Raw genomic sequence first — 14524 nt, forward strand, 5'->3', positions numbered from 1 at the left:
CTAAAAATACCCTTCAATCTTTTTCTTTTCCATAGAGCTACTACTGTCTTTATCTATAGCTCTACCTTGTCGCTCAGAAGTTTTTGTCAATAACATCTCTTGTATTATAGCTGGTAAGGTATTTGCTTCAGACTCAATAGCACCAGTCAATGGATAACAACCTAATGTTCTAAAGCGAACTTTTTTCATTTGTGCTTTTTCTCTAAGCTCTTCAGGTGTTCTATCATCATCAACCATCATTAAGATCCCATCATACTCAACAACTTGTCTTTCTTTGGCAAAATATAAACTCGGAATCTTAATATTCTCCATATAAATATATTGCCAGATATCTAACTCAGTCCAGTTTGAGAGCGGAAAAACTCTGATACTTTCTCCTTTGTTGACCATACAATTATAAATACTCCATAATTCGGGGCGTTGATTTTTAGGGTCCCAGCGATGATTTTTATCCCTAAATGAAAATACCCTTTCTTTAGCACGAGACTTTTCTTCATCACGACGAGCACCACCAAATGCTGCGTCAAACTTGTACTTATTTAAGGCTTGTTTAAGTGACTGTGTTTTCATAATATCAGTATGTTTGGCACTACCATGAGAAAAAGGATTTATACCTTGCTCAACTCCTTGTTGATTAATATGTACTATTAACTCAAAATTATATTCTTTTGCCGTTTTGTCTCTAAACTCTATCATTTCTTTAAACTTCCACATTGTATCGATGTGAAGTAATGGAAATGGTATCTTCGCTGGATAAAAAGCTTTGCGAGCTAAATGAAGCAAAACTGATGAATCTTTACCAACAGAATAAAGCATTACTGGATTCTCAAATTGAGCTACCACTTCTCTAAATATCTGTATTGATTCATTTTCTAGTTTTCTTAGATGGGTTTGCACCTTTCACCTCAATAAATTATATTTTATTTAAAAGTTTAATAGCTTTTTTCTTATAGTAATAGCCTATCATGTAAGTTTGCAAATATTTGATTTTATTCGGCGATACTATAAAAAGATACAATAAGTCTCTAATAGACAGTTGTCTAATAGATAAATCAGAAAAATAATTCTTCTCAAAAATATACTGATGCCTATAAGATTTAAATATTCTATAATCTAATATTTCTGGTGAACCCAATACAGCTAATTCTAATTGAAAATACTCTTTAGCTACTTCATTTAAGTCTATAATAAACTTATGACATTTAGTCGTATTTACTAATTTATAGAAAGCTTTTTTGTCTACATTTACTAGACTTAGGTAATCAGTAATATCTATAAGCCACTTTAGCCTATGCCAGCCAGACATACCTCCATGATAGATAAGATATAAAAGCTCATATTCATCTATCAGTGTGTTATATTCTTTTGAATTATAAACTATCTTTTTGAAAAAAGATTTCTGATCAAAGATTATTTTTAAATCACTTACTATAGTTATTCGCCAATGTAACTCTAATACTATTTTAAACTTTTTATGTATATATGTAAGATCTTTTATTCCTCTCTTACATAGAGGATGTTTTTCAATAAACTCAAGACTATAACGACTATGTTTGCTTATATCAAAGCCAATATTTAAGAGTATGTTATGTACAACTCTTAGCTGATCTTCTTTTGTCAAAATGTCTATATCTTTATAAACCCTTTTACTGTTATTGCCATAAAGCTTTTTATCTAATGGTAATCCTTTAAGAACAATGTTTTCAATATTATGCTCAGTGAATTTAGATAATATATCTGATAGCAACTTCTCCATTAATAACTGCTTAGTAACTATTTTTTTAGCTCTTAAACTTAATCGATTATAATCAAATTTTGGGATATTAATCTCTTTTATAATTGGCAAGACTATTAACTCGACTTTATGATATGTTATAAGCTTAAATAACCTATCAAAATCAACCTGCTCAATCTTTTGTATATCAAATTCATCAACATAATCTTGGTTGCTTTTATGAATATGTTTTCGTATTAGATATAGTAGGAATTGAAAGGTAATGTCTGTTTTATAGTTTAATGAAGCCATATTTGAGCATTACCTCTTTATGATCTTGGGTTATTTTATTGATTTGCTCTTGAGTTAAAGTTTCTAAGTAATCAGAAACTTTACCTTTTCTAAAAAAGCTTTTTGCATTTGGAGCTTTCTCTTGAAAACCATTTTGTTGCTCTTGTTTTTTAAGATTTTCAAAACTACTAAACTCAACTGCTTTCTCCAATCTTGCTTGGTCTAGTTCCATACCTAAAAATTCTATAGCTTTTCCAAATTCTTTGATAGGATTAGCTACCATATCTTCATATCTGAGAAAAAGCTTATCAATTGGTGCATTCTCCCAACTCTTGACGTGATTACTCCAACTAAGATGCTTTTGTCTAAGTTGATTTCGCATAGTTTTGTCAGTTCCACAAAGTGTAAAATCATCATCAGCCATTTCTTTTATAATCTTATTGATATCTTCATAGCCACTATGATGAGCAAATGATATAGCTACATCTAAAGGGTTTCTGATAAGATATATTGCAGCCTGATTAGTTGGATTACCTAATATAGGTCGATCACCAACATAAGTATATGCATCATGAACCTTATGAAACTGCATATTTTCATTTTCTTTCCAGCTATCGTACAACGCAGGTCTCATACTATCTATTTCATCAAGATATAAGTCTGCAGAATCAATACCGTAGAGTTGATCAAAATGCCACCTCGAACTAGCGATAGGGGTTCGTTCCAAATCATTAATTGAAGCAGGCGTTTCAGAATCGTTAATATAGTTAGTTAAAAAAATCCTAAACCAAGTATTGCCCGATTTAGGATAAGATGCTAACCATACAGTTTTATATTTAATTTTTTCTAGCATTAAAATATTTTCATCTGGAGATTGAATAATGTCTATTATAAACATATACTAATTTAAGAATCAAATGAAATAAACTTAACTAATGCGTAAATACAAGTTTTATGGAATAAATATAAATTCTCAACTAACTATACCATTCTTGAATATAGTTAAAAGTTTTGATTCACAACAGCCAATCGTTACCATAGAACTTGTAGATGACCTATCTTTTACAATTAAAAAGCAAATTAGTATGGGAGTAGGTATAGATACTCAAGAAAATGTAATTTTAGATATACCCTCAATTGGATGCTACAAAATTAGTGATGATAGAATAGTCATTAAGACCTATGGTGATACTGACAGTCAAACTTTAGTTAATTTCTTAGTCAGTGCTGCTATACCATATTTTTTAGCAAAGCAAGGTAAGATTATTTTAAGAGGCTGCAGCTTTAGTAGAGAGGGTGAGACAGCAAATTTGCTGTTAGGAAAATCAGGTGTAGGAAAATCTACTCTTTTAGCGGCTCTTGCTAAAAAAGATTATAAGATATTAGCTGATCAATTTTGTGTATTGTCGCTAATCGATGACAAAGTATATATTGAATCTGCTTTTGGATATATAAAACTTTGGCTTCAAGCAACCAAACTACTCGAAATAAATAACGAAGACCTACTAAAAGTTAGACCGAAATTAAAAAGATTTTACTGGCAAGCACCATTTTGTAATAAAAAACTACTAGTAAAAAATGTATTTAAACTTAGGACACAAAATCTAGAAAGTCAAAGCCTATTAGAAAAAGTTAATGGGATTGATAAAATTGCGTTAATACACAATAATATTTTTGCTGATGAACTAATATCAGTTGATAGTAGAACTAAACTGGAGAAAGCAAAAATATCATTTAAGTTAGCAGCACAAGCAAGTTTTTTTAAAATTCTTAATATCCGTGCAAAGACAACTATACCGGAATTAGTAGAGTTAATAGAGACTAATATTTAATGAAAAATACTAAAAAAAATATATATTACTTTTACCTATACATCAACGACTTGATAAAGCACTCGCCCTCTAAATTTGTATTGGGGTGTACATTAACTATTATCAACACATTTTGTGCAGGTATTGGTTTATTATTACTTATACCTTTATTACACTTTTTTGGCTGGAATAATCACAGTGAATCTTTAACAAATATACACTTAGGCATACTCTCTGAACTTCCCAAAGAAATAGCAATTTTTATTGTCTTATTGCTATTTTTAGTACTGATAGTTTTTGCAGCAGTGATAGATTATGTAAATACCACTGTAACAAACTCTTTCAAAAAATCTTATCTTTATAGCTTAAAGAAAGAATTTAACTATAAAATTGCTCATGCTAGCTGGGGATATTTGATAAGAAATAAAATTAAAGATATTGAACATCTATTCTCTAGTGGATTAGCACAAATATCTACTCTGACTATGTTTAGCTTTCAAATTATATCAGCTATACTTATTGCCTTAATGTATATTTTATTTGCGTTAATAATATCACCAAGCTTAACCTTAATCACAATATTTTTATCTTTGATAATCTTTACAATAACACATAAATTTAATCCTATTATTAACGGTCAAATGAATTTTGCTGTCCATACAAAGATACATTCTGCTTTTAGCTCTTTTTTAGATGGCGTAAAATTAGCAAAAAGCTACAACACTATAGATAATTATATTGAGCATTTTGATATCTTAAATAAACAAAGTGAAGCTTTACAAATGGAGTTTATCAATTCACAAAAGAGAATTTCTTTGTTTGTAAAAATATCCTCAGCTATTATAATGGCAATATTTTTCTATGCAGCTTTGGTAATTTTTGAAATTCAGTTAGTATCAATGATTGCACTTTTGTTGGTATTTGCAAGACTATTACCTAATCTAACAACGATACAACAAAATTATTTTCGCATCTTAAATATTGTGCCTATATATATACAAACAAAAGATATGATTGCTGAACTTGAGAAAAATAAAGAAACTCAACATAAAGATTTCAAAATAGATCTAAAAGATAAAATTCAACTTAAAAATGTTGATTTTTGCTATGCAAATAATAAAGTCTTAAAAAATCTAAACTGCTGCATATATGCAAATCAAACAGTAGCTATTGTAGGTGAATCTGGTGCTGGTAAAAGTACATTAGCTGATCTTCTTCTAGGTATTTTAAGTGCCGATAGTGGATATATAAAAATTGATAATATCACACTTGATGAAGAGCATATGTATAGCTGGCGAGAATTAATAAGCTATGTTCCCCAAGATACATATCTTTTTAATGAGAGTATCAAAGACAACTTATTATGGGCAGCTCCAAAAGCTACTGATGAAGATATTCATGAAGCTTTAAAATTAGCTGCTTTGTATGATTTTGTTGTCAAACTACCTAATGACATAAATACTGTTATAGGAGATAGAGGTGTATATTTATCAGGTGGACAGAAACAAAGACTAGCTATAGCTAGAGCGCTACTAAGAAAACCCAAAGTGCTATTATTAGATGAGGCTACTAGTGCTCTTGATATACAAAATGAAGAACTAATATACGAAACTCTCAAAAAACTTAAAGGGCAAATAACTATTATCATTATAACTCATAGATTATCAACTTTAAGAGCTACAGATAATATCATTGTAATGAACAGTGGTAAAATTATTGAACAAGGAAACTATCAAAAGTTAAGTAGTATTGCAGACTCTCAATTTAATAAAGTTTTTTCAATTAATAATAATACAAAATATTTAGGAGAACATATATGAATAAAATAAATCTAAAAGATAAAATATCTAGAAATAATGACTTTTACTCTTCAGAGATAGATAATGAACTAATAATGATGGATATTAGTAATAATAATTTCTATACTACTGGAGAAATTGGCAATAGAATTTGGGAATTATTAGAGTTTGAAATTAGTTGTGAGGATATATGCCAACAACTGTGTCAAGAATATGATATTTCTGTAGAACGATGTCAACAAGATACAATAAATTTCCTAAATCAATTATTAGATAAAAAAGCTATACGAGTAAAAAAATGATCATACAAAAAGCATTCAGAAAACTTCGCACAGCTACTAAGATGCCTTTAAAAAGGAAAATCTGGTTTATAATACTTTACCCGATTAGTGGCATAGCTAGATTTGCATCATTAACATTAAGCTTTAAAAAAATATTTTGGTATTTAGGTTATATTTATGAGAATAAACAACTTTCTATTCCTGCTGATGAGCAGCAAATAATACTAGCATATAAAATCAGTAGAACAGCTACATTAGTATCAAAATATGTACCATGGGAATCCAAATGTCTTATCGAAGCGATTATGGTAAAAACTTTATTAAGATATTACAAAATACCATATGTAATTCACATTGGCATAATAAAAACTGATCAAGAAAATAAATCTTTTTTAGGCCATGCATGGGTTAAAGTTAGTGATAACATAGTTATTGGCGGGGATGGCCAGGGTTGTAAAAACTATAGTATAAATTGCACCATCACATCAATTAATTTTAAAATAAAAGCTTAACAAGGATTAATCGTGTTTCACGGCATTTTTTTCAGAAAAGATAGTAATTTAGAGAAAATTCCACAGCAAATAATTGATGGATCAAACCAAAAACTAAATATAGATCCTCAAAGAAAAATAATTAAAACAATATATGATAATAACTACTGGTTTGCTCAAGCATTAGAAAAAAATTCAAATAAAAGTATTTATATACAAAAAAATATTATTATTGTAGGTTGGATAAAGCTATATAATCAAGGTGAAATTTTGTCACAGCTAAAATTACATTCTAATAAAGTCTCTGACGAAGAACTTATCGCAGGATTATACGAGGAATATGGAAGTTCACTTACAAAATATCTACATGGCGATTACTCTTTTGTGGTTTTTGATACTTTTAATAATCAAGCTCTATGTGTTAGAGACCATATGGGAACTAGACCATTTTACTATTATTTAGACGAAAAAATTTTTGTTTTTTCTACTTCTCAAGTTCTCTTCAACATACTAGATATAATAAATGTCTCAGCAAGTCAAGAATGGATATGTAGATTTCTAGCTGGTGGTACAAATATGGATTTCAAAAAAACTGCTTATAACGAGATTTTTAAAATTCCTCCAGCTCATTTTTTAGAAATTTCTAGTGATAGTTATCAAAAACAAAAATACTTTGAATTTTCTATAGAAAAAAATTTTTTAAATGATGATAGTCAATATTTTGAAGAATATGAAAAGAAAGTCAAAAAAGCAATCACTGAGAGATTTATTAATAGCAAACACCCTATTGGTAGTGAAATAAGTGGCGGTATAGATTCTTCAACAGTTACTGCATATATTGCTAAATATTTTGATCAACCTATAAGTAATCTTTATACATACGGATTTACTCATCTAGATCAGGAACCAGAATATGCTTTGCTTGTAAATCAAGTTTATGGTTTACCAAATGCTTTCATTTGCTCTGGAAATAGCTATGATGAAAACAGTTGCAAAAATCCTTTAGATATTTTAGGAGCTCCCGTTGAGCATGGAAATGCTACATTCCATGAAATATTTTATAAAAATGCTTCCGAGAATGGTGTCAAAAGTTTATTCTCTGGGTTTGGTGGTGATGAATTTGTCACATCTATCCACGGGGACTTAGTTGCTTTTGAGTTATTAGCCAATAAAGATTACAGAGGAATATGCAAACATTTTGGTGGTAACATAATTACTAAACCTCTAAGAATATTACGCTTTTTAGTAAAAAATAATATTAAACGTGGAAAAAAAAGCTTTAAAATGCTTAATGCTTTTAAATCACGCTGGCCATATTTTTGTGTTAAGGATGAGTTTGTCAAAAAACATCATCTCAAAGATAGATATTTTGAAGTAGGTAATTTTGATAATGGCTATACTAACTTAGATAAATTTACACTAGAGAAAAGATGGGTAAGCTTTGTGCCTACGCGTATGGATAATTGCTCTCTTATGGCTGCTACCTATGGTATTGATTATTTTTGGCCATTACTCGACGTTAGATTGATTCAAAGTTTCTTATCAATGCCAAATACTCTAAAATTTCACAATGGTTACGGCAGATATCTACATAGAAAAGCAGTAGAAAAAATCGTTCCTAAGAAAATCATTTGGAAAAAGAGTAAATATATGGGCGAACCTTTTTCAACCAAAACAAGCATTAAGTCTAAATTAGAACTAGATACAAACCTTTATCCGCAATTAAGCGAATTAGTTGATATAGACAAACTAAAAACTCAAATAAGTAATTATAATGATTCAATCCAAACTGATAAGAATATTAGTATAGTTATAAATAAAAATATTGCTGCTATTAATAATATAAACCGATGGCTAAAACACTTTAATTTGACAATAAAATGATACAGAAGAAAATAAGAAATATAATTTCTCGGATTATAGCTACGAGACAACCTAGTTTTATTATTAGCTATAAATATCTTATAAAACCGAAAGATAACTATATAAAAACACATCGAGCTATATTTTTAAAAAGTTTCTCACGGCTACATTTAGCTGTTATCAATATACTAGCTACCTTTAGATGGGTTGGCTATTTTGCTTGGATTAGTTGTTATAAAATTGCTAAAAATACAACAACAGAACGGTTAAATGAAGCAGCTATCAAAAATCGCTTTTTTCTATTCTTTACTCTACTTAAGTTAAGCTTAGTAAATTTTATAGCACCTCAATACTACTTTAAGTATAAATTATATAAATATAATCCATTCGAATTTTTCTACGCTAAAGAAAATACTCCTCTACATATATATAGCGATAGAAATATTGATAATTCAATAAAATATGCAAAGCTAATATCTGATAAATATGCTTTTTTACAATTCCTTGAAAAACACAATATACAAATAAACTATAGTCATAAAACTAGCATTACTGAAATACTAGCGCATCCTGAGATAATATTTAAAAATCAAAAAGTTTTTTGTAAACCTAATATAGCAAATCGCTCAACTGGAGCACTATGTATTAACTACAATAATTCAGAGTATGAACTTATAACTCTTGTCGATAAAAAAATCGTAACTGGTAGATCTGCAATATTAAAATTTCTAGAAAACTACTACACAAAAAACCAAGAAATACTAGTTGAAACATTTTTCGAAGATGCTGATTATATCAAAAACTTGTCACAACACCCTACTGACACTACAACTATGCGTATAATCACAGCTTCGATAGAAACAAGTAAACTAGCACCACAAGCCATATATGCTCAATTAGAAATACCTATATTAGAAAATAATAACAAACAACAATTTTATAATATATTACCGCTAAATATAAATACTCTAGACATCGATTTAACTAATATCCCTGAATTCAGGGCGTGTTGAAAACTAGCCATATATAGAATAATATTTGTTAAAATATAGTTATATTAATTTTCATATGCTTATCTGATGAATCAACTAGAGATGATAAGTCTTAATGACTTAGTACCGAGAAATCATATATATCGTAAGTTTGTATCGATTTGGAATTTTAAAAATGTTGCTAAGAAATTAAAAAAGTTTGAAAAAGATAACCCTTATAAAGGTTATGGAATGCTACGTTTATTTAAATGTTTGCTATTACAATTTATGGAAGATCTTAGCGATAGAGAATTAGAGAAATATCTACAAGAAAATAACGCAGCAAAATGGTTTTGTGAATTTACATTATTAGAAAAAACTCCCGATCATAGTGTATTTTGTAAATTTAGAAAGAATATAGGTACTCGTTTTATATCGGAAATTTTTAATGATTTAAGAAAGCAATTAAAACAACAAGGATTTATCAATGAAGTCTTTAGTTTTGTTGATGCTAGTCACTTAATAGCTAAAGCTAATCTTTGGAAAGAAAGAGATAAAGCTATCAAAGAGAAATATGAAAAGTTAAATAATGAAATACTTCCTAAAGTAGCTATAGATAAGCAAGCACGTATAGGCTGTAAAGGTAAAGATAAATTTTGGTATGGTTATAAGAAACATACTAGTGTAGATATGCAGAGTGGACTGATTAATAAAGTAGCTGTGACACCTGCCAACGTTACAGATGCAAAGGGTATAAAATATGTTTGCCCTGATGGTGGTGCGATTTATGCTGATAAGGGATACTGTACAAAATATGCTAACAAAACTGCCAGGGATAACTGTTGTGACCTTAAAGCCATAAAGAAGAATAATATGCTTGGTAAAAATCATGATCAAGACAGTTGGTTTAGTGCTATACGTTCACCTTATGAAAGAGTGTTTGCTCATCAGGATAAACGTGTTAGATATAGAGGAGTTTCAAAAAATCACTTTGCTGAACTGATGAAATCTATTTGCTTCAATCTTAAGCGACTTGTAGTGCTTGACCCACTCAATTTGTGCTTGAACTAGGATAAGTGTATCCAAATATCAGAAATATTAATAAAACATAAAGAAAAACTTTAGAATAGTGGCCTAAGATGCACAGCGTTAAAGAATTAAGCTTTAAACACACAAATTGGGTAAGCTTTCAACAGCCCCATTCAAAAGTAAAGCAAAATTTGAAAATATACAAATACCAAAACCTCTCAAAGAAAAAATAAAATTTGCCATAAATAAATGTATCAAAGCACATAAACAGTTAAGTATGCGAGCAATAGCTTTTGATATCATCATATCACCAAATGAGGTAGTGATTATAGAAGCAAATTATAATTGGGATATAGAAATACTATATCGAGCTTTTAATTATAATCAAAAAGATCATATTGCAAAGATATGGTTAGAAAATCTTTAAAGGTAAAATTACAAATATGCATATTTATAAAATTTTTGGACTAATAATAGCTAGTGAAATACAATTACCAGTATGCCAAGAAAAGCCAGAACTTGAAAATCAAGCAAATGTTTTCATAAAATTTGATGAAGTAAGAAAATACTTACCCAATGATATTAAGGATTTAAATAAACATACTTTTGTTAAACCAAATAATATCTGGCTACATATAAAAGAAAATGCTTGGATACATATACATGATGGTAAATACATTACAGTTGAATTACTCGCAAATGCAGATTTACAAACTATATGCCTATATCTATTTGGCTCAGGAATTGGTGCTTTGATTCATCAACAAGGCAAAGCCATAATTCATGGTAATACTATTGAAACCAATAATGGTTGTGTAGTTTTCACAGGCGACTCAGGAGCTGGTAAATCTACACTAGCAACAGCTATGTATAAAAAAGGATATTCTTTTATAGCTGATGATCTAGCAGTTATAAATAATAAACTCGAAGTAGAACCTGGAATACCAAGACTTAAAATCTGGCAGGATACTGCAAATCAGCTAAATATTAATACAAGAGACCTTAATCAAATAAGGTTGCTTGTAGATAAATATTCATACCCTATTGAAGAAAATATCTGTCTAAATCCTAAACCTATTACAGCAATATTTTTACTCGAAAATCATCAACATAATAATTTTGAAATACAAGAAATAAAAAGTATAGCAAAACTAAGCGAGCTGCAAAAACATACCTATCGTAAATTTTATGTCAAAAGAATGGGATATCAACAACAATTTTTTAAACTAAATAGCCAACTTGCTAAAAATATATCTTTATACAAGATTATCAGACCTGCTAATAAATTTGGTTTTCAAATTGAAAAGTTAATCAATATAGTAGAAGATATTATTACTACCTATAACCATTAAGAGAATCTTAATATATTTAAAGTACAAAAATATTTAATCCTAATGCTAAAACTTTTGAATTCCTAGGTAGCAAAATCTCTCTTAGCGTGTAGTAAATATAAAAGACAAAATTACAGCTAACTACATATAAAAAGGGCGTGTTGAAAACTAGCTATATATAGAATAATATTTGTTAAAATATAGTTATATTAATTTTCATATGCTTATCTGATGAATCAACTAGAGATGATAAGTCTTAATGACTTAGTACCGAGAAATCATATATATCGTAAGTTTGTATCGATTTGGGATTTTAAAAATGTTGCTAAGAAATTAAAGAAGTTTGAAAAAGATAACCCTTATAAAGGTTATGGAATGCTACGTTTATTTAAATGTTTGCTATTACAATTTATGGAAGATCTTAGCGATAGAGAATTAGAGAAATATCTGCAAGAAAATAACGCAGCAAAATGGTTTTGTGAATTTACATTATTAGAAAAAACTCCCGATCATAGTGTATTTTGTAAATTTAGAAAGAATATAGGTACTCGTTTTATATCGGAAATTTTTAATGATTTAAGAAAGCAATTAAAACAACAAGGATTTATCAATGAAGTCTTTAGTTTTGTTGATGCTAGTCACTTAATAGCTAAAGCTAATCTTTGGAAAGAAAGAGATAAAGCTATCAAAGAGAAATATGAAAAGTTAAATAATGAAATACTTCCTAAAGTAGCTATAGATAAGCAAGCACGTATAGGCTGTAAAGGTAAAGATAAATTTTGGTATGGTTATAAGAAACATACTAGTGTAGATATGCAGAGTGGACTGATTAATAAAGTAGCTGTGACACCTGCCAACGTTACAGATGCAAAGGGTATAAAATATGTTTGCCCTGATGGTGGTGCGATTTATGCTGATAAGGGATACTGTACAAAATATGCTAACAAAACTGCCAGGGATAACTGTTGTGACCTTAAAGCCATAAAGAAGAATAATATGCTTGGTAAAAATCATGATCAAGACAGTTGGTTTAGTGCTATACGTTCACCTTATGAAAGAGTGTTTGCTCATCAGGATAAACGTGTTAGATATAGAGGAGTTTCAAAAAATCACTTTGCTGAACTGATGAAATCTATTTGCTTCAATCTTAAGCGACTTGTAGTGCTTGACCCACTCAATTTGTGCTTGAACTAGGATAAGTGTATCCAAATATCAGAAATATTAATAAAACATAAAGAAAAACTTTAGAATAGTGGCCTAAGATGCACAGCATTAAAGAATTAAGCTTTAAACACACAAATTGGGTAAGCTTTCAACAGCCCCAAAAATGTCATGCTGAATTTATTTCAGCATCTCACTATAAATATTGATTTTATTGAGACCCTGAAACGAGTTCAGGACGACAGAATGTACTACTTTTATGCCTAGTAGACTATAAAAATAAATAAATCTAATACGGATACTGATTTAGAAATACAAATTATATAATCTATTACCAAACAAATAAAACACTTCAACAGTTACTACAAATTTGTCTCTAAATACTTTGTTTGAATACAGACACAAAATGCTAATTTAAGAAGGCCCGGATGGTGGTTCGTACCCACCAAAAGTCCTTTCGAAGCTCGGACTGAAGTTCTTGCCTTCTATCTCGTATGTTGAGTCGTTTTTCAAAATAGTTAGAATTGGCAGATACCATTTTTTTTTTAAGGGTTTACTACCGGTACTCATATTTTATGCTTCCTTTGTTGTAGGGTTCATATTATATGAGTTTATTACTAAAGAATCAAGATCTTTATAACTTTATAACTGTATTCATTATAAACACTTTGTCGATAATATTTAAGACCATTTGAAATAGAGTTATCTAGGGCTACCAATATTATAATTATAGAATTTACTTAAGATTGCTTTTTTGCTTCAATCGCAACTTTTTTTAATAAACCTATAATCATTGTTATAAATAATGAGCCAAACACAATCAACAGTAAAACAGCTAAAAGTAACTTATAGGACACTCCTGATATCATTGGCTCTGCCACGACACCACCAAAATCTGTTATTTTCAGATTCGCTGTACTAAGCCATAGCTTATTAGTGTCTATAGATTGTTTTAACGAGAACACTTGCATCTTTAAGTCATTCACCATAGTTATATACTTTATTATCATTGCTTGAGTCTGGCTATTTACAACATTATCATTAGACTTTTTAGCCATAAGATCTTTTAAAGTTATTTCATCTTGCTTTAGTAATCTATTATATTCAACTAGCTTTTCAGAGGATTGTTGTATATTTGTTTCGATACTTTTTTTCCAAAGTTGTGTCTCTTGTGTTATAAGAGTTGATTCAGAAAAATTCTTAATTATATCCTGGTATAATTGCGTTATATCTTTATTATCAGCTTTTTTTGATTGAGTTAGTAAGGTAAAGTATGTTTTTTGATCATCATAATTTTTCTTTAATTTATAATTGGCATTTTTAACAACTGCTTTTGTTTCGACACTATTTTGACCATTTGCCGTTACAAATTGCTTTTGATCACCAATTTCATACTTGTCAAATGGATAAAGTAGAGTTACATTCTGTAATAATTTATCTTTTGGATTAGCTTGTTTAAGCTCACTAAGAATATTTTGCAAAATTAGATTTAATTTATCATAGCCTATTATTACATGAAGAGTTTGACTACCATCAAAATATGAGGGGGCCTGTATCATCTGCTTTAATACAACTCCTTTACTAGTGGTGCTTTGATGATACAAAAAAACCGTAGCTAAAATCGTTAACAAGATAAAAGATAAAATTAATGTTCTCAGGTTTTTATACAAAAAAATGAAGAAACTCATCACATTTATTTCTATATATTCATCTTTTTTATTCATTTATTTATTTTCCTTTATTAAAAAATATCCAGAAACTATAACCTTAGTTAATTTTAAA

General features: G+C 29.1%; 14 protein-coding genes. 10 read left to right on the forward strand and 4 right to left on the reverse strand.

The features are described 5' to 3' along the window. The 3 genes from cysD to CGC45_RS04930 are packed head-to-tail and all read right to left on the reverse strand — an operon-like array spanning position 1 to position 2903. A complete protein-coding gene (gene cysD / locus CGC45_RS04920; RefSeq protein ID WP_114702071.1) occupies positions 1-897 on the reverse strand; it encodes a sulfate adenylyltransferase subunit CysD in 897 nt (298 codons plus the stop codon). A 16-nt stretch (positions 898-913) separates the two neighbouring features. After that, entirely contained in the window at positions 914-2026 is a 1113-nt protein-coding gene (locus tag CGC45_RS04925; RefSeq protein WP_114702072.1) for a nucleotidyltransferase family protein, read from the reverse strand. Next, on the reverse strand, positions 2007-2903 hold the full coding sequence (locus CGC45_RS04930; RefSeq protein ID WP_257211272.1) for a sulfotransferase domain-containing protein: 897 nt from the start codon (positions 2901-2903) through the stop codon (positions 2007-2009). Before CGC45_RS04930 ends, CGC45_RS04925 begins: the two co-directional genes overlap by 20 nt. 37 nt (positions 2904-2940) lie before the next feature. On the opposite strand from CGC45_RS04930, the gene CGC45_RS04935 reads away from it, so the two are divergent. The 10 genes from CGC45_RS04935 to CGC45_RS04980 all read left to right on the forward strand — a co-directional run bounded on the left by CGC45_RS04935 (position 2941) and on the right by CGC45_RS04980 (position 12775). After that, the gene (locus CGC45_RS04935) at positions 2941-3837 is read left to right on the forward strand and encodes a P-loop NTPase family protein (RefSeq protein WP_114702073.1); all 897 of its coding nucleotides are present in this window, start codon (positions 2941-2943) and stop codon (positions 3835-3837) included. Then, a complete protein-coding gene (locus CGC45_RS04940) occupies positions 3837-5636 on the forward strand; it encodes an ABC transporter ATP-binding protein (RefSeq protein ID WP_257211273.1) in 1800 nt (599 codons plus the stop codon). The genes CGC45_RS04935 and CGC45_RS04940 overlap by 1 nt, the downstream gene beginning before the upstream one ends. Further along, positions 5633-5917 (forward strand): PqqD family peptide modification chaperone, encoded by a 285-nt coding sequence (locus CGC45_RS04945; RefSeq protein ID WP_114702074.1) that lies wholly within the window; start codon positions 5633-5635, stop codon positions 5915-5917. The genes CGC45_RS04940 and CGC45_RS04945 overlap by 4 nt, the downstream gene beginning before the upstream one ends. Then, a complete protein-coding gene (locus CGC45_RS04950; protein ID WP_114702075.1) occupies positions 5914-6408 on the forward strand; it encodes a lasso peptide biosynthesis B2 protein in 495 nt (164 codons plus the stop codon). Before CGC45_RS04945 ends, CGC45_RS04950 begins: the two co-directional genes overlap by 4 nt. A 12-nt stretch (positions 6409-6420) precedes the next feature. Next, a complete protein-coding gene (locus CGC45_RS04955) occupies positions 6421-8271 on the forward strand; it encodes an asparagine synthase-related protein (RefSeq protein WP_114702076.1) in 1851 nt (616 codons plus the stop codon). Next, complete coding sequence (locus tag CGC45_RS04960; protein ID WP_257211274.1) at positions 8268-9263, forward strand: hypothetical protein; 996 nt, start codon at positions 8268-8270, stop codon at positions 9261-9263. Before CGC45_RS04955 ends, CGC45_RS04960 begins: the two co-directional genes overlap by 4 nt. 66 nt (positions 9264-9329) lie before the next feature. Next, complete coding sequence (locus tag CGC45_RS04965) at positions 9330-10292, forward strand: transposase (protein ID WP_071628504.1); 963 nt, start codon at positions 9330-9332, stop codon at positions 10290-10292. 106 nt (positions 10293-10398) lie between these two features. Then, positions 10399-10677, forward strand: a complete 279-nt coding sequence (locus CGC45_RS04970; RefSeq protein ID WP_257211275.1) for a hypothetical protein — start codon at positions 10399-10401, stop codon at positions 10675-10677. A 16-nt stretch (positions 10678-10693) separates the two neighbouring features. After that, a complete protein-coding gene (locus tag CGC45_RS04975; RefSeq protein WP_114702077.1) occupies positions 10694-11602 on the forward strand; it encodes a phosphoenolpyruvate carboxykinase (ATP) in 909 nt (302 codons plus the stop codon). A 210-nt stretch (positions 11603-11812) separates the two neighbouring features. Beyond that, on the forward strand, positions 11813-12775 hold the full coding sequence (locus CGC45_RS04980; RefSeq protein WP_114702078.1) for a transposase: 963 nt from the start codon (positions 11813-11815) through the stop codon (positions 12773-12775). Positions 12776-13482: 707 nt separating this feature from the next. Here the strand turns inward: CGC45_RS04980 and CGC45_RS09455 are convergent. Next, entirely contained in the window at positions 13483-14466 is a 984-nt protein-coding gene (locus CGC45_RS09455; protein WP_071629245.1) for a hypothetical protein, read from the reverse strand. Positions 14467-14524: the final 58 nt, after the last annotated feature.

Source organism: Francisella opportunistica, assembly GCF_003347135.1.
In the GTDB taxonomy this organism is placed as follows: Bacteria; Pseudomonadota; Gammaproteobacteria; order Francisellales; family Francisellaceae; genus Francisella; species Francisella opportunistica.